At 77.0% G+C, this 24,238-nt stretch carries 2 protein-coding genes (1 of these 2 running past the window's edge); both read left to right on the top strand.

All coding sequences use genetic code 11. From position 1 onward, the window contains the following. Positions 1 to 26: 26 nt before the first annotated feature. On the top strand, positions 27 to 15,149 hold the full coding sequence (locus OG294_RS07360; RefSeq protein WP_327065609.1) for an SDR family NAD(P)-dependent oxidoreductase: 15,123 nt from the start codon (positions 27 to 29) through the stop codon (positions 15,147 to 15,149). Next, a protein-coding gene (locus tag OG294_RS07355; protein ID WP_327065608.1) for a type I polyketide synthase crosses the window boundary here: on the top strand, positions 15,146 to 24,238 show its 5' portion. It continues 8,937 nt past the right edge of the window; only the first 9,093 of its 18,030 coding nucleotides appear in the window; the start codon lies at positions 15,146 to 15,148; its stop codon lies beyond the right edge, outside the window. Before OG294_RS07360 ends, OG294_RS07355 begins: the two co-directional genes overlap by 4 nt.

Raw genomic sequence — 24,238 nt, 5'->3', positions numbered from 1 at the left:
CGCGCCGACACTGGAGCTGAACACCGATGGCTGAGGACCGAGTCGCCGCCGCCCTGCGCGCCTCCCTGAAGGAGACCGAGCGGCTGCGCCGCGAGATCCGCGAGATCTCCGCGGCCGAGCACGAACCGCTCGCCGTGGTCGGCATGAGCTGCCGCTACCCCGGCGGCGTCGGTTCGCCCGAGCAGCTGTGGCAGCTGGTCGCCGACGGCGGGGACGCGATCTCCGGCTTCCCGACCGACCGCGGCTGGGACACCGGGCGGATCCACGACCCCGCGGGCGGTCCGGGCACCAGCTACGTGCGCGAGGGCGGCTTCCTGCACGACGCCGCCGAGTTCGACGCCGCCTTCTTCGGCATCGCGCCGCGCGAGGCGCTGGCGATGGACCCGCAGCAGCGGCTGCTCCTGGAGGCCTCCTGGGAGGTGCTGGAGCGGGCCGGCATCGACCCGCGCTCGATCCGCGGCAGCCGCACCGGCGTCTTCGTCGGCGCCGCGCACCAGGAGTACGGCGGCGACCCGCGGCACGCGCCGGAGGAGGTCGACGGGTATGTGCTGACCGGCATCGGCGGCAGCGTGGTCTCCGGCCGGCTGGCGTACTTCCTGGGCCTGACCGGGCCGGCCGTCACCGTGGACACCGCCTGCTCCTCCTCGCTGGTCGCCCTGCACCTGGCCGGGCGCTCGCTGCGCTCCGGCGAGTGCACGGCGGCGCTGGTCGCGGGGGTCTCGGTGATGGCCTCGCCGGTGCCGTTCGTGGAGTTCTCCCGGCAGCAGGGGCTGGCCGCGGACGCCCGCTGCAAGCCGTTCGCGGCAGCCGCCGACGGCACGATCTGGTCCGAGGGCGTCGGCGTCCTGCTGGTCGAGCGGCTCTCGGTGGCCGAGCGGCTGGGGCACCGGGTGCTGGCGGTGGTGCGCGGCTCGGCGGTCAACTCGGACGGGACCTCCAACGGTCTGACGGCGCCGAACGGGCTGGCGCAGCAGCGGGTGATCCGTGACGCGCTGGCGGACGCCGGGCTGTCGGCGGCGGACGTGGACGTGGTGGAGGCGCACGGCACCGGCACCCGGCTGGGTGACCCGATCGAGGCGCAGGCACTGCTGGCCACCTATGGGCAGGACCGCCAGAAGCCTTTGTGGCTCGGCTCGTTGAAGTCCAACATCGGGCACGCCCAGGCCGCCGCCGGCGTCGGCGGAGTGATCAAGATGGTGATGGCGATGCGGCACGGCGTGCTGCCGCGCAGCCTGCACGCCGAGCAGCCGACGCCCAACGTCGACTGGTCGACCGGAAAGGTCCGGCTGCTCGCCGCCCCGGTGCCGTGGCCGGCGGGGGAGAAGCCGCGCCGCGCGGGCGTCTCCGCCTTCGGGGTGAGCGGGACCAACGCGCACGTGGTGCTGGAGGCGGTGGCCGCGGCGGAACCCGTCGCCGAGCCGCTGCCCGATGGCCCGGTGCCGGTCCCGCTGTCCGCCCGCAGCGCCCGCGCGCTGGCCGAACAGGCCCGTCGGCTGCGGGAGTTCCCGCACGCCGAGGTGCCGCTGGCCGACCTCGCCCGGACGCTGGCGACCGGACGGGCGGCCCTGGAGTACCGGGCCGTGGTGCTGGCCGCCGACCACGCGGACCTCGCCGAGGGGCTCGACGCCCTCGCCGAGGGCCGCGCCGCGGCCGGGGTGGCCGGCGGCGCGGCGGCGGCCGGCGAGCTGTCGCTGGGCGTGGTGTTCGCCGGTCAGGGGGCACTGGGCGTGGCCGCGGCCCGTCGGCTGCACGAGAGCTTCCCGGTCTTCGCCGAGGCCTTCGATACGGTGTGCGGGCAGCTGGACGCGCTGGTCGACTGGTCGCCGCGCGCGCTGGTCTTCGCGGGCGACCAGGCGCTGCTCGCGCGCACCGAGTACGCCCAGCCCACGCTGTTCGCCTTCGAGGTCGCGCTCTTCCGGTTGCTCGAATCCTGGGGGGTGGTGGCCGATCTGCTGCTCGGCCACTCGCTCGGCGAGCTGACCGCCGCCCACCTGGCGGGCGTCTTCTCGCTGCCCGACGCCTGCCGGGTGGTGGTCGAACGCGGCCGGCTGATGCAGCGTCTGGAGTCCGGCGCGATGGTCGCCGTGCCGGCTCCGCCGGCCGAGGTCCGCCCGCTGCTGGCCGGGCGCCGGGCCGACCTGGCGGCCGTCAACGGGCCCGACTCCGTGGTGGTCTCGGGCACCGAGGAGGACGTCCTCGCCGTCGCCGCGCAGTTCCCCCGCTCCCGCCGGCTGGAGGTCGACCGCGCCTTCCACTCCGCCCTGGTCGAACCCGCCCTGGAACCCCTGCGGGCGCTGCTCGCCACCCTCGAACTCCACCGGCCGCAGCGCACCGTGGTCTCCACCCGCACCGGCGAGGTCGCCGACCCCGAACTGCTGCGCACCGCCGAGCACTGGGTCCGGCACGCCCGCGAGGCCGTGCTGTTCCAGGACGGGCTGGCCGCCGCCCGGGCGGCCGGGGTCACCACCCTGCTCGAAGTCGGCCCGGACGGCAGCCTCACCGCGCTGACCGGCGGCATCGCCGCCCAGCGCCGTGGCCAGGACGCGGTGGCCGCGCTCCACGCGGCGCTCGGCGAACTCTTCGTCCGCGGCGGGGCGGTGGACTGGCAGGCCGTGCTGGGGCACGGCACCCTCGCCGACCTGCCCACCTATGCCTTCCAGCGCGCGCACTACTGGCTGGCGCCGACCGGGCGCCCGGCCCGCGGCGGCCACCCACTGCTCCCGCAGGAGTCCGAACTGCCCGCAGCGGGCGGACTGTTGCTCAGTGGAACGGTCTCCGGCGCGGCCCCCGGCTGGCTCGCCGACCACGTGGTGTCCGGCGAGGTGCTGGTGCCCGCCACCGCCTTCCTGGACGCGGCGCTGCACGCGGGAACCCGCACCGGCTGCCCGCGGGTGGCGGAACTCGTCGTCGAGGCACCCCTCGTACTCGCACCGGGCGGCTCGGCCGCCTGGCAGCTGTGGGTGGCCGAGCCGGAGGAGGACGGCCGGCGCCGGCTCACCGTGCACGCGCGCCACGGCGAGGGGCCGTGGACCCGGCACGCCAGCGGCACCCTGGCCCCGGCAGCCGAGTGCCCGCCGGTCGCGGACCTGGCCGCCTGGCCGCCGGCCGGCGCCGAGGCGCTGGACGTCGAGTCGCTCTACCCGCGCCTGGCCGCCGCCGGGTTCGGCTACGGCCCCGCCTTCCAGGGGCTGCGCCGCGCCTGGCGCCGGGGCGAGGAGGTGTTCGCCGAGGCCGTCCTGGATCCCGGGACCCCGGCCGCCCGCTACGGCCTGCACCCGGCGCTGCTCGACTGCGCGCTGCACGCCGCCGGCCTGCTCGGCGAGCGCACCGCGGGACAACTGCCCTTCTCCTGGCAGGACGTGACGCTGCACACCCCCGGCGCCGACCTGCTGCGGGTGCGGCTGACGGCCGCCGGCGACCGGGCCGTCGCGCTCGACCTCGCGGACGCGACCGGCGCGCCGGTCGCCTCGGTGGGCTCGCTGACCCTGCGCGGCACGCCCCGCAAGGCCCCGGAGCTGTACCGCGTCGAGTGGACCGCACAGCCGCTCGGCGATCAGGCGGCCGACGGTGACGGTGCCGGTGCGGTGCCGGACGAGGGCACGGCCGACGTGGTCCGCTGCGCGACCCCCGCCGAGGCGCTGGAGCTGGTCCAGCGCCGGCTCGCGCTGCCCGGCACCACCCCGCTGGTCGTCACCACCCAGGGCGCCGTGCGGACCGGCACGGCCGGCCAGGCCGTCGACGCCGCCGCGGCGGCCGTCTGGGGCCTGCTGCGCACCGTCCAGGCCGAGCACCCGGGCCGCTTCACCCTGGTCGACCTCGACGGGCACCCCGACTCGGCCGCCGCGCTGGGCCGGGCCCTGGCCGGCGGCGAGCCGCAGCTGGCGATCCGGCACGGGGCGGCCTTCGTCCCGGTGCTCGCCCGGGTCACCGACGAGGACCTGCTCGACCTGCCGGCGGGCGCCGACGCCTGGCGGCTGGACGCCGCGCCGCGCGGCAGCCTGGACGGTCTGGCCCTGGTGCCGGTCGCGCACCGCGCGCTCGCGGCGGGCGAGGTGCGGATCGCGGTGCGGGCCGCCGGGCTGAACTTCCGGGACGTGCTGATCGCGCTGGACGTCTACCCGGGCGCGGCCGAGATGGGCAACGAGGCCGCCGGGGTGGTCACCGAGACCGGCCCCGGCGTCACCGGACTGGCCGTCGGCGACCGGGTGTTCGGGATCGTCCCCGGCGCGTTCGGCCCGACCGCGGTCGCCGACGCGCGGATGCTGGCGCCCGTCCCGAAGGGCTGGTCCTTCGCCACCGCCGCCTCGGTCCCGATCGCCTTCCTGACCGCCCACCACGCCCTGCTCGCCGAGGGCGACCTGCGCCCGGGCCGGTCGGTGCTGGTGCACGCCGCCGCGGGCGGCGTCGGGATGGCCGCGGTGCAGCTCGCCCAGCACCTGGGCGCGACCGTCTACGCCACCGCGAGCCCGGCCAAGTGGGCGGTGGTGCGGGCGCTGGGCGTCCCGGCGGAGCGCATCGCCTCCTCGCGGACCCTGGAGTTCGAGCAGCGCTTCGCCCCCGGCGTCGACCTCGTGCTCGACGCGCTGGCCGGCGAGTTCGTCGACGCCTCGCTGCGGCTGCTGCCGCGCGGCGGGCGGTTCGTCGAGATGGGCAAGACCGACCTGCGCGACCCGGCCGAGGTCGCCCGGGCGCACCCCGGCGTCGAGTACCGCTCCTTCGACCTGACCGCGACGGCGCCCGAGCGGATCGGCGCGATGCTCACCGAGCTGCTCGCCCTGTTCGAGGCGGGCGCGCTCACCCCGCTGCCGCTCGCCTGCTGGGAGGTGCGCCGGGCGCCGGCCGCCTTCCGGCACGTCAGCCAGGCCCGGCACACCGGCAAGGTGGTGCTCACCGTGCCCGCGCCGCTCGACCCCGAGGGCACCGTGCTGATCACCGGCGGCACCGGCGCGCTCGGCACCCTGCTCGCCCGGCACCTGGTCGCCCGGCACGGCGTGCGGCACCTGCTGCTGACCGGACGCGGCGCCCGGCGCCCGGAGCTGGGCGGCCTCGACGCCACCGTGCAGGTCGCCGCCTGCGACGTCACCGACCGTGCGGCGCTCGCCGAGCTGCTGGCCGGCATCCCCGTCGACCGGCCGCTGACCGCGGTGGTGCACGCCGCCGGCGTCGTCGACGACGCCCCGGTCGGCGCGCTGACACCGGGCCGGCTGGCCGAGGTGCTGGCGCCCAAGGCGGACGGCGCGCGCCTGCTGGACGAGCTGACCCGGGAGCTGGACCTCGCCGAGTTCGTGCTCTACTCCTCCGGCTCCGGCATCCTCGGCAACCCCGGCCAGGCGCACTACGGCGCCGCCAACGCCGCGCTGGACGCGCTCGCCGAGCAGCGCCGCGCCCAGGGCCGGCCCGCCCGCTCGCTGGCCTGGGGGCTGTGGGAGGCGGCCGGCTCGATGGCCGGGGCGCTCTCGGGGACCGACCGGGCCCGGCTGGCCCGCGCCGGCATCCTGCCGCTGGACCCCGCGCACGCGCTGGAGCTGTTCGACGCGGCCCTGCTGCGCGACGAGGCCGTGCTGCTGCCGCTCGCCCTCGACCCGCTCGCGCCCGAACTGGCCACCCGCTCACCGCTGCTGCGCCGGCTGGCCGGGCCCGCGCCCGCCGCCCGGCGGACCGGCGGCGGCCGGGCACCGCTCGCCGAGCGGCTGCCCGCCCTGGGCGCCGCCGAGCGCCGCCGGTTGCTGCTCGACCTGGTGCTCGACCTGACCGCGGCGGTGCTCGGCCACCGCGACGCCGCTGCGCTCGACCCCGAACGGCCCTTCCGCGCACTGGGCTTCGACTCGCTGACCTCGGTCGAGCTGCGCAACCGGCTGGACACCGCGACCGGCCTGCGGCTGCCCGCCACCACCGTCTTCGACCACCCCACTCCGCAGGCGGTCGCCGAGCTGCTGGACGCGGAGCTCGGGGCCGCCGCGCCCGCGCCCGCTGCCGCGCCCTCGTCCTCGTCCTCGCCCTCACCTGAGGCCGTCGCGCCGGTCGCCGCGGCGCAGGACGAGCCGATCGCGATCGTCGCGATGGGCTGCCGCTTCCCCGGCGGGGTCGCCTCCCCGGAGGACCTGTGGGCCCTGGTGCGGGACGGCGTCGACGCCGTCGCCGAGTTCCCGGCCGACCGCGGCTGGGACCTCGACCGGCTGGCCGACCCCGACCCGGAGCGGACCGACACCAGCGCCACCCGCTTCGGCGGTTTCCTGCCCGAGGCGGCCGACTTCGACGCGGAGTTCTTCGGCATCGCGCCGCGCGAGGCGCTGGCGATGGACCCGCAGCAGCGGCTGCTCCTGGAGGTGGCCTGGGAGGCGCTGGAGCGGGCGGGCATCGACGCGGGGTCGCTGCGCGGCTCGGCGACCGGCGTCTTCGTCGGCGCCTTCGCCCAGCAGTACGGCACGCTGCTCGACGCGCCCGCCGACCTCGCCGGGCACCTGGGCACCGGCCGCGCCTCCAGCGTGGCCTCGGGCCGCCTGGCCTACACCTTCGGCCTGGAGGGGCCCGCGGTCACCGTGGACACGGCCTGCTCCTCCTCGCTGGTGACGCTGCACCTGGCGGCGCAGGCGCTGCGCGCCGGGGAGTGCGAGCTGGCACTGGCCGGCGGCGTCACCGTGATGGCGACCCCGGAGATCTTCGTGGAGTTCTCCCGCCAGCGCGGCCTGTCCGCCGACGGGCGGTGCAAGGCCTTCGCCGACGGCGCCGACGGCACGGGCTGGGCGGAGGGTGCGGGTCTGCTGGTGCTGGAGCGGCTCTCCGACGCCGAGCGGCTCGGTCACCCGGTGCTCGCGGTGGTGCGCGGTTCGGCGGTCAACTCCGACGGCGCGTCCAACGGTCTGACGGCGCCCAACGGCCCCTCCCAGCAGCGGGTCATCCGCCGCGCACTGGCGAACGCGGGGCTGTCGACGGCGGATGTGGACGTGGTGGAGGCGCACGGGACGGGGACGCGGCTGGGCGACCCGATCGAGGCGCAGGCGCTGCTGGCCACCTACGGGCAGGGCCGGTCGCCGGAACAGCCCCTGTGGCTGGGGTCGTTGAAGTCCAACCTCGGGCATGCCCAGGCGGCGGCCGGGGTCGGTGGCGTGATCAAGATGGTGCTGGCGATGCGCCACGGCGCCGTCCCGCGCACGCTGCACGTCGACACTCCCTCCAGCCAGGTCGACTGGAGCGCCGGCCAGGTCCGGCTGGCCGTCGAGCAGACGGCCTGGCCGACGACCGGTCGGGCCCGGCGGGCCGGTGTCTCCTCCTTCGGCGTGAGCGGCACCAACGCCCACGTGATCCTCGAACAGGCCCCCGAGCCGGTCGAGTTGGCCGCCTCGGCTGATCCTTCGGTGCTGCCCGTGGTGCTCGCGGCACGCACCCGGCAGGCACTGCGCGACCAGGCGGCCGGGCTGCTGGCCCACCTCGGCGCACACCCCGAGCTGCCCCTGGCCGAGGTCGCCAGGGCGCTGGCCGCCCGGCGGTCGGGCTTCGAGTACCGCGCCGTCCAGGTCGTCGCGGACCACGCCCAGTTGACCGCCGCGCTGGCCGCGCTCGCCGCCGGGGAGGCGGACGCGCGCACCGTCACCGGGGCGGCGGGTCGAAGTGCTGCTCCGGTGCTCGTGTTTCCGGGTCAGGGGTCGCAGTGGGTGGGGATGGGGCGGGAGTTGTTGGTGTCCTCGCCGGTGTTCGCGGCGCGGATGGGGGAGTGTGCGGCGGCGTTGGCGCCGTTCGTGGAGTGGGAGTTGGTGGAGGTGCTGGGGGACGCGGAGTTGTTGGGCCGCGTGGATGTGGTGCAGCCGGTGTTGTGGGCGGTGATGGTGTCGTTGGCGGCGGTGTGGGAGGCCGCTGGTGTGGTGCCGTCGGCGGTGGTGGGTCATTCGCAGGGTGAGATCGCGGCGGCCTGTGTGGCGGGTGCCCTGTCGTTGGCGGACGGCGCTCGGGTGGTGGCGTTGCGCTCGAAGGCGATCGCCGGTGCTCTCGCGGGCCGTGGCGGCATGGTCTCGGTCGCGCTCCCGCGTGCCGATGTCGAGCCGTTCCTGCGCACCGGGGTGGAGGTTGCTGCGGTCAACGGTCCGGCTGCCACGGTGATCGCGGGTGCGAGTGCCCCGCTCGAGGAGGTCTTCGCGGCGCTGACCGTGGCGGGTGTGCAGCCGCGCCGGATCGCGGTGGACTATGCCTCGCACTCGGCGCAGGTGGAGCTGATCTGCGCGGAGGTCCTCGACGCTCTCGCTGCGGTGGCCCCGCGTCCGTCCCGTATTCCGTTCCACTCCTCGGTCACCGGTGGCCGGATCGACACCACCACCCTCGACGCCGCCTACTGGTACGAGAATCTGCGCAGTACGGTGCTCTTCGAGCAGGCGGTGGCCTCGCTGGGCGAGGCCGTGTTCGTCGAGTGCAGTCCGCATCCGGTGCTGGCGAGCGCGCTGCCCGATGCCACGGGCACGCTGCGCCGTGACGACGGCGGCTGGGACCGTTTCCTGACCTCCGCCGCCCAGGCCCACACCGCGGGCGTCCCGGTCGCCTGGCCGCTGCTCCTGGGCGAGGGTGCCAGGGCCGAGCTGCCCACCTACCCCTTCCAACGCACCCGCTACTGGCTCCCCGACCGGGCCCGCCCCACCGCGCCGACGGCGACCGCGGCACCCACCGCGCCGATGCCCGTCGCGGCTCCCGCCGGGCCCGCCGGTGCCTGGCGCCCCGAGGACCTGCTGCGACTGGTGCGCACCCAGGTGGCCGCCGTGCTCGGCCACAGCGAGAGCGCGGCGGTGCGCCCCTCGCTGGCACTGCGCGAGGCCGGGTTCGACTCGCTGATGGCCGTGGACCTGCGTCGGCGGCTCAACGCCGCCACCGGCCTGACGCTGCCCGCCACCGTCGTCTTCGACCACCCCACCCCGGCCGCGCTGGCCGAGCGCCTGCACGCCGAGCTGACCGGCGAGGGTGCCGAGTACGCCGCCGACGGCCCGGCGGCCGACGCCGGTGACCCGATCGCGGTGGTCGGCATGGCCTGCCGGTTCCCCGGCGGTGTCAGCACTCCCGAGCAGCTCTGGGAGCTGGTGCTGGCCGGCGGGGACGGCACCACCGGCTTCCCCACCGACCGCGGCTGGGACCTGGCGGCGCTCTACCACCCCGACCCCGAGCACCGCGGCACCGCCACCACCCGGCGCGGCGGCTTCCTGCACGAGGCTGCCGACTTCGACCCCGAGTTCTTCGGCATCTCGCCGCGCGAGGCGCTGGCGATGGACCCGCAGCAGCGCCTGCTCCTGGAGACCTCCTGGGAGGCGCTGGAGCGCGCCGGGCTCGACCCCTCGGCGCTGCGCGGCAGCCGCACCGGCGTATTCGTCGGCCAGGTCCAGCAGGACTACCGGACCCGGCTCTCCGCCAACCCCGAGGAGCTGGAGGGCTACCTGGGCACCGGCAGCGCCTCCAGCGTCGCGTCCGGCCGGATTGCCTACGTGCTGGGCCTGGAGGGTCCGGTGCTCACTGTGGACACCGCCTGCTCCTCCTCCCTGGTGGCGCTGCACCTCGCGGGCCAGGCGCTGCGCGCCGGCGAGTGCGAGCTGGCGCTGGCCGGCGGTGTCACGGTGATGTCGACACCCGACGTGTTCGTCGAGTTCTCCCGCCAGCGCGGGCTGGCCGACGACGGCCGGTGCAAGGCGTTCTCCGAGGACGCCGACGGCACCGGCTGGGCGGAGGGCGCCGGCGTGCTGGTCCTCGAACGGCTCTCCCGGGCCCGGCGGCTGGGCCACCGGGTGCTGGCGGTCGTCGCGGGCAGTGCGGTCAACTCCGACGGCGCCTCCAACGGCCTGACCGCCCCCAACGGGCGCGCCCAGCAGCGGGTCATCCGCGGTGCGCTGGCCGCCGCCGGGCTCACGCCCGCCGACGTCGACGCGGTGGAGGCGCACGGCACCGGCACCCGGCTCGGCGACCCGATCGAGGCCGGCGCGCTGATCGCCGCCTACGGCCAGGACCGCGACCGCCCGCTCTGGCTCGGCTCGTTGAAGTCCAACATCGGCCACGCCCAGGCCGCCGCCGGCGTCGGCGGGGTGATCAAGACGGTGCTGGCCATGCAGAACGGGGTGCTGCCGCGGACCCTGCACGCCGAGCACCCCACCAGCCAGGTCGACTGGTCGGCCGGCGAGGTCCGGCTGCTCGCCGAGAACCTGCCCTGGCCCGAGCGCGAGGGCCGGCGCCGGGCGGCGGTCTCCTCCTTCGGCGTCAGCGGCACCAACGCGCACGTCATCCTCGAACACGCCCCGGAACCGGCCGCCGAACCGGCGACGGAACCGCGGCCCGCCGCCGACGCCCCGGCTGCCCCCGCCCCCGTGCCGCTGCCGATCGCCGCGCCCACCGCCGCGGGCCTGGTCGCCCAGGCCCGCGCCCTCGCCGACCATCTGGCGCTCCGTCCCGAGCTCCAACCGGCCGACGTGGCCCACGCGCTGGTGCACAGCCGCACCGCCTTCGAGCACCGGGCGGTGGTCTTCGCCGCCGGGACGTCCGAGGCGCTCGAACGGCTCCAGCACCCGCTCGACGCCGGGCGGGTGCTGGAGGGCCGCACCGCGCTGCTCTTCTCCGGCCAGGGCTCCCAGCGCCACCGGATGGGGCACCGGCTGTACCAGGAGTTCCCGGTCTACGCGGCGGCCTTCGACGCGGTCGCCGAGCAGCTGGAACTGGCCGTCCCGCTCACCGAGTTGGTCTTCGGTACGGACGAACGGTCGCTGGAGAGGACCGAGTTCGCCCAGCCCGCGCTCTTCGCGACCCAGATCGCGCTGCACCGGCTGGCCGAGAGCCGGGGCCTGGTCCCGGACGTCCTGCTCGGCCACTCGGTCGGCGAGATCGCGGCGGCGCACGTCGCCGGGGTGCTCTCGCTGCCCGACGCCTGCCGGCTGGTCGCGGCCCGCGGCCGGCTGATGCAGCAACTGCCGGACGGCGGTGCCATGGTGGCGCTGGCGGCCACCGAGGAGGAGGTGCTCGCCGCGCTGGCCGACCGGACCGGGGTGGCGATCGCCGCCGTCAACGGGCCCGAGGCCGTCGTGGTGTCGGGCGCCGAGGAGGGTGTGCTCGCGGTGCGCGAGCTCTTCGCCGCCCAGGGCCGGCGCACCAAGCGGCTGGCGGTCGGCCACGCCTTCCACTCGCCGCTGATGGACCCGGTGCTGGACGACTTCGCGGCCGTCGTCGGCCAACTCGCCTTCACGCCACCCACCTTGCCCGTCGTCTCCACCGTGACCGGCCGGCTCGCCACCGGCGAGGACCTGGTGACCGCCGACTACTGGGTACGCCACGCCCGGCAGGCGGTCCGCTTCGCGGACGGCGTGCGCACCCTGCGCGAGGAGGGGGTGAGCCGCTACCTGGAGATCGGCCCCTCGGCCGCGCTGGCCCCGATGGCCCAGGAGTGCCTGGCCGGCACCGAGAGCGTGGTGATCCCGCTGCTGCGCCCGGGGCGCGAGGAGCCCGAGGCCGTCCGTTCGGCCCTGGGCGCCCTGTACGCCCACGGCGCCGCCGTCGACTGGGACACCTTCCTGCCCGACGCCGATGCGGCCAACGGCGCCGGCGCCGACGCCGGCACCGGCGCCCGGACGGTCGACCTGCCCACCTACGCCTTCCAGCGCCGCCGCTTCTGGCTGGCGGCGCCCGGACCGGTGGCCGTCGAGCCCGGCGGCCACCCCCTGCTCAGCACGGCCGTCCCGTTCGCGGGCGGCGCCGGACTGGTGCTCACCGGCCGGCTGGACCTGGCCGAGCAGCGGTGGCTGGCCGACCACGTGGTCGCGGGCCGCACCCTCTTCCCTGGCACCGGCTTCGTCGACCTGGTGGTCCACGCCGGTCTGGCGGTGGGCTGCGACCTGGTGGAGGAACTGACCCTGGACGCCCCGCTGCTGCTGCCCGCGGCCGGTCCGGTGCGCCTGCAGGTCACCGTCGCCGAGCCGGACGCGCAGGGGCGGCGCACCGTGCGCCTGCACTCACAGGCCGGCGACGGCACGCCGTGGACCGCGCACGGCACCGCCGTGCTCGCCGTCGCCGCGAGCACCGAAGCCGCGCCCGCCCCCGCAGCGCTCCCCGAGGGCGGCACCGCCTACGACGTCGACGACGTGTACGCCACGCTCACCGCGCGCGGCTACGCCTACGGCCCCGCCTTCCGTGCGCTGCGCACGGTGCGCGAGCTCCCCGGCGCCCTGGTCGCCGAGGTGGCGCTGCCCACCGGCGACGCGGACGGGTTCGGCCTGCACCCGGTACTGCTGGACGCCGCCATGCACGCGCTGGCCGCCACCTCGGACAGCACCGGTGAGGTGCTGCTGCCCTTCTCCTGGAACGGGATCCGGGTGCACGCCACCGGCGCCGCCGCGGTCGGGGTGGAGCTGGTCCGCCACACGCCCGAGACGGTGTCGGCCCGCTTCACCGACGCTTCTGGCGCACCGGTCGCCACCATCGACTCGCTGGTCTTCCGCCCGCTGCCCGCGGCCGGCGCCGTCACGGTGCCGCTGCTGGAGCTCGACTGGGTCGCCCCCGAGGCGGCGCCGCAGCCGGTGGCCGCGCCGGCGCTGGTGGAGCGGATCCCGGCGGGCGCCGACCCCCGGGCCGCGCTGGAGCGCGTTCTGACGCTCTGTCAGCAGCAGGAGCCGGACCGCATCGCCTTCGTCACCACCGGTGCCGACCAGGATCCCGGCGCGGCGGCCGTGCGCGGTTTCGTCCGCTCGGCCCAGCAGGAGCAGCCGGGCCGGTTCGTCCTGATCGACCGTCAGCCCGGCACGGACGAAGCCGCGTTGACCGCCGCACTCGCCACCGGAGAGGCCGAGGTCGCCGTGCGCGGCGGCGCCCCGCTGGTACCCCGGCTGACCCGGCTCGACGCGCCCGCGCCGCTGGTCCCGCCGCAGGGCTCGGACACTTGGCGGCTGGAGGTGGCCGAACGCGGCACGCTGGAGAACCTCGTGCTGCTCGACCACCCGCCGGCCCGTGCCCCGCTGGCTCCCGGCGAGGTCCGGGTCGCGGTGCGGGCCGCCGGGGTGAACTTCCGGGACGTGCTCAACGCGCTCGGCATGTACCCCGGCAAGGCGGGCCCGCTCGGCATCGAGGCGGCCGGCGTGGTGCTGGAGACCGGCGCCGACGTCACCGGACTGGCCGTCGGCGACCGGGTGATGGGCCTGATGCCGGGCGCCTGCGGCCCGGTGGTGGTCACCGACCGCCGCTACCTGGTCCCGGTGCCGTCGGGCTGGACCTTCGCCGAGGCGGCCTCCGTCCCGGTCGGCTTCAGCACCGCCTGGTACGCCCTGATCGACCTGGCCGGCCTCGAGCCGGGCGAGGCGCTGCTGGTGCACTCCGGTGCGGGCGGCGTCGGCTCGGCCGCCCTCCAACTGGCCCGGCACTGGGGGGTGGAGGTGTTCGCCACCGCCAGCCCCGGCAAGTGGGACGTGCTGCGTGCGGCCGGACTCGACGACCAGCACATCGCCTCCTCGCGCACCCTGGACTTCGAGGCCCACTTCACCGCCGCCACCGGCGGGCGCGGCGTGGACGTCGTCCTGGACTGCCTGGCGGGCGAGTTCGTGGACGCCTCGCTGCGGCTGCTGCCGCGCGGCGGGCGGTTCGTCGAGATGGGCAAGACGGACGTGCGGGACGCCGCCGAGGTGGCCAGGACCCACCCGGGCGTCGGCTACCAGGCCTTCGACGTGATCGACGCCGGCCCCGACCGGATCGCCGAGATCCTCGCGGAGCTGGTCTCGCTGGCCGGGCAGGGCGTGCTGCGCCCGCTGCCGGTCACCACCTGGGACGTGCGGCGCGCCCCGCAGGCGTACCGCTTCCTGAGCCAGGCCCGGCAGGTCGGCAAGGTGGTGCTGACCGTGCCGCCGCCGCTGGACCCCGAGGGCAGCGTGCTGGTCACCGGCGGCACCGGGGCCCTCGGCGCCGCGCTGGCCCGGCATCTGGTGACCGCGCGCGGCGCCCGCCACCTGGTGCTGGCCGGCCGCCGCGGCCGGCTGGACGAGGCCGTCGCGGCCGAGCTGGCCGCCGCCGGGGCCGAGGTCCGCGCCGTCGCCTGCGACGTGGGCGACCGCGCCGCGCTGGCGGGCCTGCTGGCCGCGCTCGACCGCCCGCTGACCGCCGTCTACCACCTGGCCGGTGTCACCGACGACGGCCTGCTCGACGGGTTGGATGCCGAGCGGCTGGACGGCGTGCTGCGGCCCAAGGCCGACGCCGCCCGCCACCTGCACGAGCTCACCGCCGATGCCGACCTCGCCGAGTTCGTGCTCTTCTCCTCGGTCTCCGGCCTCTTCGGCAGTCCGGGCCAGGCCGGCTACGCCGCCGCCAACGCCGCCCTGGACGCGGTGGCCCGGCTGCGCCGCGACCGCGGCCTGCCCGCGCTCTCGGTGGACTGGGGGCTGTGGGCGGCGACCGAGGTCGACAGCGCCATCACCGGCCACCTGGCACCCGCCGACCTCGACCGGATGACCCGCTCGGGCCTGGCCTCGCTCACCGCGGCCGAGGCGATGGACCTGCTCGACCGGGCGCTGGGCAGCGGCGAGCCGGTGGTGGCCGCGCTGCGGATCGAGCCGGCCGCGCTCGGCGAGGGGGCACCGGCGCTGCTGCGCGGCCTGGCGCCCCGCCCGGTCCGCCGGGCCGTCACCGCCGCCCCGGCCGTGCCCACCCTGGCCGCGCCCGCCCCCGGCGGCCCGGCCGCGCCCGGCCCGCTCGCGCTGGACGCGCTGGTCGCCGAGCAGACCGCCTGGGTGCTCGGCCACCGCGACCCGGCCGCGGTCGACCCCCGCAAGCCCTTCACCGAGCTGGGCTTCGACTCGCTCACCGCCGTCGAGCTGCGCAACCGGCTCGCCGCCGCCACCGGGCGGCGGCTGCCGGCGGCCCTGGTCTTCGACCACCCGACCCCGGCCGCCCTGGTCGGCTTCCTCACCACGCTGCTCGCCCCGCCGGCCGACCCCGGCGCCGAGTTGGACCGCATCGAGCGGATGGTCCGCGAGGAGGCGCTGGACGAGGCGGCCCGGGACAGCCTGGCCGACCGGCTGCGGGCCCTGCTCGCCACCGTCACCTCCCTCGGCGGACCGGCCCCGGCCGCCGCCGCGGCCCCCGTCGGCGACCCGGCCGACGTGCTCCAAGCCACCACGCTCAGCGAAGTCTTCGACCTCATCGATCGGGAGATCGGCCAGTGAACGACGATCAGAAGGTCCTCGACTACCTCAAGCGCACGCTCGCCGAGCTGCAGGACACCCGGCGCCGGCTGAACGAGCTGGAGTCCCGGCGCAGCGAGCCGATCGCCGTGGTCGGCATGAGCTGCCGGTTCCCCGGCGGCGTGCGCAGCCCGGAGCAGCTCTGGGAGCTGGTGGTGAACGGCCGCGACGCGATCACCGGGTTCCCCACCGACCGCGGCTGGGGGCTGGGCGCCCTGTACCACCCGGACCCGGACCACCCGGGCACCAGCTACGCGCGGCACGGCGGATTCCTGCACGACGCCGCCGAGTTCGACCCGGCGTTCTTCGGCATCAGCCCCCGCGAGGCGCTGGCCGTCGACCCGCAGCAGCGGCTGCTGCTCGAAGGGGCCTGGGAGGCCGTGGAGCGCGCCGGCCTGGAACCGCGCGCCCTGCGCGGCAGCCGCACCGGGGTCTTCGTCGGCTCCATCTACGAGGACTACGGCTCCCGGCTGTGGCGCAACCCGCCGGCCGGCTTCGAGGGGCACCTCGGCAACGGCAGCATGAGCAGCGTGGCCTCCGGGCGGATCGCCTACACCCTTGGCCTGACCGGTCCGACGCTGACCGTGGACACCGCCTGCTCCTCCTCGCTGGTCGCCCTGCACCTGGCGATCCAGGCGCTGCAGCGCGACGAGTGCACGGCGGCGCTGGTCGGCGGCGTGTCGGTGATGGCCACCCCGCTGCCGTTCGTGGAGTTCTCCCGGCAGCGCGGGCTGGCCGCCGACGGCCGCTGCAAGCCCTTCTCGGCCGCGGCCGACGGCACCAGCTGGGCCGAGGGCATGGGCATGCTGCTGGTCGAGCGGCTCAGCGAGGCCGAGCGGCTGGGGCACCGGGTGCTGGCCGTGGTGCGCGGCTCGGCGGTCAACTCCGACGGCGCCACCAACGGTCTGACCGCGCCGAACGGCCCTGCCCAGCAGCGGGTGATCCGGGCCGCGCTGGCCGCCGGCGACCTGTCGGCGGCGGACGTCGACCTGGTCGAGGCGCACGGCACCGGCACCCGGCTCGGCGACCCGATCGAGGCGGACGCCCTGCTGGCCACCTACGGCCAGGGCCGGTCCGCGGACCGGCCGCTGCGGCTCGGCTCGGTGAAGTCCAACTTCGGCCACGCCCAGGCGGCGGCCGGGGTCGCCGGGATCATCAAGGCCGTCATGGCGATGCGGCACGGCGTGCTGCCGCCGACCCTGCACGCCGAGCAGCCCTCGGCCCACGTCGACTGGTCCTCGGGCGCGCTGCGCCTGGTGACCGCCGCGGAGCCGTGGCCGGAGCTGGAGAGGCCGCGCCGCGCCGCCGTCTCCGCCTTCGGGGTGAGCGGGACCAATGCGCACGTGGTGCTGGAGGGCGTCCCCGACCCCGGGCCCACGCCCGAGTCCCTTGCCCATCCGCGGTCCGCCGATCCCGTCCCGGTGCTGCTGTCGGCCCGCGACCCGCGCGCGCTCGCGGCCCGTGCCCGGGAGCTGCGCGCCTTCCTCGCCGACCACCCCGGCGCCGAACTCGCCGACGTGGCCTACTCGCTGGCCACCGCCCGGACCGCCTTCGAGCACCGCGCGGCCACCGTCGCCGGCTCCCGCGAGGAACTGCTGGGCTGGCTCGACGAGCTGGCGCACACCGCGCCGGACAGCCGGCCCGCGCCCAACGCCACCAGCGCCGACCTCGCCGTCGTCTTCGCCGGGCAGGGCTCGCTCGGCCTGGCGGCGGCGCGCGAACTGCACGCCGCGTTCCCGGCCTTCGCGCGGGCCCTGGACGAGGTGTGCGCCGCGATGACCGGGCAGCTCGACCGCGACCTGCGGGAGCTGCTCTTCGACGGTCCGGCGCAGCTGCTGGAGCGCACCGAGTACGCCCAACCCGCGCTGTTCGCCTTCGAGGTGGCCCTGTTCCGGCTGCTGGAGTCCTGCGGGGTCACCCCCGGGCTGCTGATCGGCCACTCGCTCGGCGAGCTGACCGCCGCCCACCTGGCGGGCGTCTTCTCGCTCGCCGACGCCTGCCGGGTGGTCGCCGCCCGGGGCCGGCTGATGCAGGAGCTGGAGCCCGGCGCCATGGTCGCCCTGCCCGCGGCCGAGGCGGAGCTGGCCCCGCTGCCGGCGGGCGGCGCGGTCGCGCTGGCGGCCGTCAACGGGCCGCAGTCGGTGGTGATCTCGGGTGCGGAGGCGGCGGTCCTGGCGGTCGCCGAGCGGTTCCCGCGGGCCCGCCGGCTGCCGGTCGACCGCGCCTTCCACTCGGCGCTGGTGGAGCCGATGCTGGAGCCGTTCCGCCGGCTGCTGGCGACCGTCGCCTTCCGGCGGCCGACCCGCGCGGTGGTCTCCACCCGCACCGGCGAGGCGGCCGACCCGGAGCTGCTGTGCGGCGCCGACCACTGGGTGCGCCACGCGCGCGAGGCCGTCCGGTTCGACGCCGCGCTGCGCACCGCCCGGGCCGCCGGGGTCCGGACCTTCCTCGAAATCGGCCCGGACGGCTCACTGTCCGCGCTGACCGGCGGCATCGCGGGCCAGCGCCGGGGCAAGCAGGCGGTCCCGGCGCTGCTCGCGGCGCTGGCCGGGCTCCACCTGGCGGGCAGCGAGATCGACTGGCGGTCCGTCCTCGGCCAGGGCACCGTGCTCGACCTGCCCACCTACCCCTTCCAGCGCGAGCGGTACTGGCTGGACGCCGTCGCCGAGGCACCGAACACCGGCCGCTACCAGGTGGTCTGGCGACCCCACCGGCTCCCGGCCGTTGCCGCAGCCGCTGCCGTTTCCACCACCGCTGCCACGGTCACCGGTCGCTGGCTGGTCGCCGTCCCCGAGGCGGGACCGAGCCCGGTGGCCGAGGCGATCGTCGCGGCGCTGGCGGCGCGCGGTGCCGTCGCCTCGCTCCTCACGCCCGAGGACCCGGACCAGAAGCTCGACGGCGTGACCGGCGTGCTCTCGCTGCTGGCGACCGCGGGCGGCGGCTTCACCGCCGACCTCGCCCTGCTGCGGCGCCTGCGCGGCACCGGCGCGCGGCTCTGGCTGGCCACCCGAGGGGCGGTCGCGGTGCTGCCGGGCGAGGGCGCCGACGTCGCGCAGGCCGCCAGTTGGGGAGCGGGACGGGTGCTCGCGCTGGAGGAGCCCGAGCTCTGGGGCGGCCTGGTCGACCTGCCGACCGCGCCGCTGGGCGAGGCGGAGCTGTCGGTCCTGGTCGGCCTGCTCACCGCGCCGACCGACGAGGACCAGTTCGCCGTGCGCGGCGGGCGGGCCCGTGTGCGCCGCCTGGTGCGCGACACCGCACCCGCGGGGCAAGGGAGTTGGCGCCCGCGCGGCACCGTGCTGGTGACCGGTGGCACCGGGGCGCTCGGCCGCCGGGTGGCCCGCCGGCTCGCCGAGCGCGGCGCCGAGCGCGTGCTGCTGCTCGGTCGGCGCGGCGCCGAGGCCGAGGGCATGGCGGAGCTGACCGAGCAACTCGCTGCGCTCGGCACCGAGGCGCTGCCGGTCGCCTGTGACGTCACCGACCGGGCCGCGCTCGCCCGGGTGCTGGCGGAGCACCCGGTGACCGCCGTGGTGCACGCCGCCGGCGTCGAGCGGTCCGCGCCGCTGGCCGAGCTGACCGCCGCCGACTTCGACGAGGTCCTCGCGGCGAAGGTCACCGGCGCGGTGCACCTGTCCGAGCTGCTGGCCGGCGCGCCGCTGGACGCCTTCGTGCTCTTCTCCTCGATCTCCGGCGTCTGGGGCAGCGCCCGGCAGGCCGCCTACGCCGCCGCCAACGCCTGCCTGGACGCGCTCGCCCACCAGCGCCGGGCCCGCGGCGAGAGCGCGCTCTCGGTGGCCTGGGGCCCGTGGGAGGGGCCCGGCATGGCCGACGGCGCGGCCGGGGACCACCTGCGGGCCCACGGTCTGGACCTGCTCGACCCGGACGCGGCACTGCTGGCGCTGGAGTCGGCGCTGGGTCAGGACACGCCCGCCACCGTGGTGGCCGAGGTCGACTGGGACCGGTTCCTGCCGCTGTTCACCGCCAGCCGGCCACGCCCGTTCCTGGCCGAGCTGGCCCCCGCGGCCCCGGCCCCCGCGCCCGCCGCCGCGCCGCCCGGCCACGCGCTGGCCGAACTCGCCGGGCTGGCCCCCGCCGAGCGCGCCCGGCAGCTGCTCGACCTGGTCAAGGAGGCGGTGAGCGGTGTCCTCGGCCACCGCGAGGCCGCCGACGTCGAGCCCGACCAGCCCTTCCGCGAGGCCGGGTTCGACTCCTTGATGGCGGTCGAGCTGCGCAACCGGCTCACCGCCCGCACCGGGCTCGACCTGCCCACCACCGTCGTCTTCGACCATCCGAGCGCGGCGGCGCTCGCCCGCCTGCTCGACGAGCTGATCGCGCCTGCCGCGGCACCGGCCGCGACAGCGGTCGCCGCGCGCACCCTGGTGGCCGACCAGCCGATCGCGATCGTCGCGATGGGCTGCCGCTTCCCCGGCCAGGTGGCCTCGCCCGAGGACCTGTGGGCGCTGGTCCGCGACGGCGTCGACGCGATCGGCGAGATCCCGGCCGACCGCGGCTGGGACCTCGTCTACCACCCGGACCCCGACCACAAGGGCACCAGCTACGCCCGCGAGGGCGGATTCGTCGACGGCGTCGCCGACTTCGACGCGGAGTTCTTCGGCATCGCGCCACGCGAGGCGCTCGCGATGGACCCGCAGCAGCGGCTGCTCCTGGAGGTGGCCTGGGAGGCGCTGGAGCGGGCGGGCGTCGAGCCAGGCTCGCTGCGCGGCTCGGCGACCGGCGTCTTCGTCGGCGCCGGCTACCAGGGCTACGGGCACCCCGGCGGCCGGGTCCCCGAGGACGTGGAGGGCTACCTGCTCACCGGGAACGTCTCCAGCGTGCTCTCCGGCCGCCTCGCCTACACCCTTGGCCTGGAAGGGCCCTCGCTGACGGTGGACACCGCGTGCTCCTCCTCGCTGGTGGCGCTGCACCTGGCGGCGCAGGCCCTGCGGTCCGGGGAGTGCGAGCTGGCACTGGCCGGCGGCGTCACCGTGATGACCGGCGGCGAGGCCTTCGTCGAGTACTCCCGCCAGCGCGCGCTGGCCGCCGACGGGCGGTGCAAGGCCTTCGCCGCCGAGGCGGACGGCACGGGCTGGGCGGAGGGTGCGGGTCTGCTGGTGCTGGAGCGGCTCTCCGACGCCGAGCGGCTCGGTCACCCGGTGCTCGCGGTGGTGCGCGGTTCGGCGGTCAACTCCGACGGCGCGTCCAACGGTCTGACGGCGCCGAACGGGCTGGCGCAGCAGCGGGTGATCCGGGCGGCGCTGGCGAACGCCGGGCTGTCGACGGCGGATGTGGACGTGGTGGAGGCGCACGGGACGGGGACGCGGCTGGGCGACCCGATCGAGGCGCAGGCACTGCTGGCCACCTACGGGCAGGACCGGTCGCCGGAACAGCCCCTGTGGCTCGGCTCGTTGAAGTCGAACATCGGCCACGCCCAGGCGGCGGCCGGGGTCGGTGGCGTGATCAAGATGGTGCTGGCGATGCGCCACGGCGAACTGCCGCGCACCCTGCACGCCGAGCACCCCACCACCCACGTCGACTGGGACCACGGGGGCGTCCGCCTGCTGACCCACCCCGCCCCCTGGCCGCACCCCGACCACCGCCGCGCAGCCGTCTCCGCCTTCGGCGTGAGCGGCACCAACGCCCACGTGGTCCTGGAAGCGGCCCCCACCCCGGAGGCTGCCAACGACCCGCTGCCCGCAGGGAGCGGGACGGACGGCGCCGTTGCGCCGGCGGCCGGTCCCGGCTCGCAGGTGCTCGCAGCGAGCGGGACGGACGGCGCCGTTGCGCCGGCGGCCGACCACCCGGCGGCCCACCCCGACACGTCGGTGCCCACCAGCGACCCGCTGCCCGCCGACCCCGGGCCCGCCGCCCCCCTGCCCGTCCTGCTGCACGGGCGGACCAGGGCCGCGCTGCGCGAGCAGGCCGCTCGGCTGGCCGACCACCTCGCGGCCCGGCCCGAGGTGGCGCTGTCCGCAGTGGCGCGCACCCTCGCCACTGCCCGCACGCCCTTCGCCGAACGCGCGGCCGTGCTGGCGCCCGACCGCCCGGCCCTGCTCGCGGCCCTGCGCGAGCTCGCCGCCGACGGCGCCCACCCCGCCCTGGTGACCGGTGTGGCGCGGCGAACCGGCTTGCCGGTGCTCGTGTTTCCGGGTCAGGGGTCGCAGTGGGTGGGGATGGGGCGGGAGTTGTTGGTGTCCTCGCCGGTGTTCGCGGCGCGGATGGGGGAGTGTGCGGCGGCGTTGGCGCCGTTCGTGGAGTGGGAGTTGGTGGAGGTGCTGGGGGACGCGGAGTTGTTGGGCCGCGTGGATGTGGTGCAGCCGGTGTTGTGGGCGGTGATGGTGTCGTTGGCGGCGGTGTGGGAGGCCGCTGGTGTGGTGCCGTCGGCGGTGGTGGGTCATTCGCAGGGTGAGATCGCGGCGGCCTGTGTGGCGGGTGCCCTGTCGCTGGCGGATGGTGCTCGGGTGGTGGCGTTGCGCTCGAAGGCGATCGCCGGGTCCCTGGCGGGCCGTGGCGGCATGGTCTCGGTCGCGCTCCCTCGTGCCGATGTCGAGCCGTTCCTGCGCGCCGGGGTGGAGGTCGCTGCGGTCAACGGTCCGGCTGCCACGGTGATCGCGGGTGCGAGTGCCCCGCTCGAGGAGGTCTTCGCGGCGCTGGCCGTGGCGGGTGTGCAGCCGCGCCGGATCGCGGTGGACTATGCCTCGCACTCGGTGCAGGTGGAGCTGATCCGCGCGGAGGTCCTCGACGCTCTCGCTGCGGTGTCCCCGCGTCCGTCCCGTATTCCGTTCCACTCCTCGGTCACTGGTGGCCGGATCGACACCACCACCCTTGACGCCGCCTACTGGTACGAGAATCTGCGCAGTACGGTGCTCTTCGAGCAGGCGGTGGCCTCGCTGGGCGAGGCCGTGTTCGTCGAGTGCAGTCCGCATCCGGTGCTGGCGAGCGCGCTGCCCGATGCCACGGGCACGCTGCGCCGTGACGACGGCGGCTGGGACCGTTTCCTGACCTCCGCCGCCCAGGCCCACGCCGCGGGCGTCCCGGTCGCCTGGCCGCTGCTCCTGGGCGAGGGTGCCAGGGCCGAGCTGCCCACCTATCCCTTCCAACGCACCCGCTACTGGCTCCCCGACCAGATCCGCACCGCCGCGGACCGCCTCGACCGCAACGTCGGCGAGGTCGACGTCCGGGACGCCGACTTCTGGGACGCCGTCGAACGCGGTGACCAGGCGGCCCTGACCGCGATGCTCGGCGCCGACGCCACCGAGGCGCTGACCGCACCGAATGCGCTGCCCGTGCTGCCCGCCCTGACGCGCTGGCGCCGTGACCGCACCCGGCGGGCCGCGGTCGACGGCTGGCGCTACCGGGTCGTCTGGCGGCCCGTCACCGCCCGCACCGCGACCGCCCTGGGCGGCCACTGGATCGTCGTCACCACCGGCGAGCAGCCCACCCAGCCCACCCACCCCACCGACCGCACCCAACTCACCCAGCCCACCCACCCCACCGAGCTCGCCGACCTCGTCGCGGCGCTCCGCGCGCACGGCGCCGAGACCGTCACCGTGACCGACCTGACCGACCTGACCGACCTGACCGACCCGGCCGGCCTCGCCGCGCAGTTGCCCACCGCCACCGGCGTCCTCTCGCTGCTCCCGCTCGCCCAGCAGGGCGACGCGGCGTTCGACCCGCAGGCCTCGCTCGCCCTGTGCCAGGCCGTCGCGCGGGCCGAGGTCCCGCTCTGGACGGCCACCCGCGGTGCGGTCGCGACCGGCACCGCCGACCGGCTCGACCACCCCGGCCAGGCGGCCGTGTGGGGGCTGGGCCGGGTGCTGGCGCTGGAACACCCCGCAGCCTGGGGCGGTCTGATCGACCTGCCCGCCCGGCTCGACCGGCGCGCGCTCGACCGGCTGTGCGCACTGCTCGCCGGCGCCCACGGGGACGAGGACCAGGTGGCGCTGCGCGCCTCCGGCCTCTTCGTCCGCCGCCTGGTGGCCGCGCCCGCCCGCCCGACCACCGCGACCCCGTGGCAGCCCGAGGGCACCGTGCTCGTCACCGGCGGCACCGGCGCGCTCGGCGCCCGGGTGGCCCGGCTGCTGGCCGCCCGCGGGGTGCGCCACCTGCTGCTCGCCGGCCGCCGCGGGCCCGCCGCGCCGGGCGCGGCCGAGCTGGTCGCCGAGCTGGCCGAGCTCGGCTGCACGGCGACCGTGGCGGCCTGCGACGTATCCGACCGGGCCGCGCTCGCCGCGCTGCTCGCCACCGTCCCGGCCGACCGCCCGGTCGGCTGCGCGGTGCACGCGGCGGGCACCGGCGAGGGCATCGCGCTGGCCGACACCACGGCCGAGGACCTGCGGGCGGCGCTGGCCGCCAAGACGCTCGGCGCCGCCCACCTGGACGCCCTGCTGCCGGGCACCCTGGTGCTCTTCTCCTCCGGCGCCGCCACCTGGGGCAGTGCCGGCCAGGCCGCCTACGGCGCCGCCAACGCCTGCCTGGACGCGCTCGCCGAGCACCGCCGGGGCCGCGGCCTGCCCGCGCTCAGCATCGCCTGGGGAGCCTGGGACGGCGGCGGGATGGTCGACGAGCAGGTGCGCGCCCACCTGTCGCTCCGGGGCCTGAACCCGATGGACCCCGACCTGGCGCTCACCGCGCTGGAGGAGGCCGTCACCGGCGGCGAGAGCACGCTGGTGGTCGCCGACATCGACTGGGACCGGTTCCTGCCGCTGTTCACCAGCGCCCGGCCACGCCCGCTGACCGAGGCCTTCGCCCGGTCCGCACCCGTGCCGGAGGCCGCCGGCACCGCCGGTCCGGACGGTCTCGACGCCCTGCCCGCGGTCGAACGCGAGCGGCGGATCCGTCGGCTGGTGCTGGCCACCGCGGCCGCCGTGCTCGGCCACGACAGCGCGGACGCCCTCGACCCCGAGCGCAGCTTCAGCGAACTGGGCGTCAACTCGCTGACCGCCGTCGACCTGCGCAACCGGCTGGCCGCCGCGCTCGGCCGCCCGCTGCCGCCGACCCTGGCCTTCGACCACCCCACCCCGGCCCGCCTCGCCGCGCACCTGATCGGCGCCGCCCAGGCCGCCGCCCAGGCCACC

The organism is Kitasatospora sp. NBC_01302 (assembly GCF_035976515.1).
GTDB lineage: Bacteria > Actinomycetota > Actinomycetes > Streptomycetales > Streptomycetaceae > Kitasatospora.
Note: the sequence above shows the minus strand (reverse complement) of the source record. Positions and strands in the feature narration are given on the sequence as shown.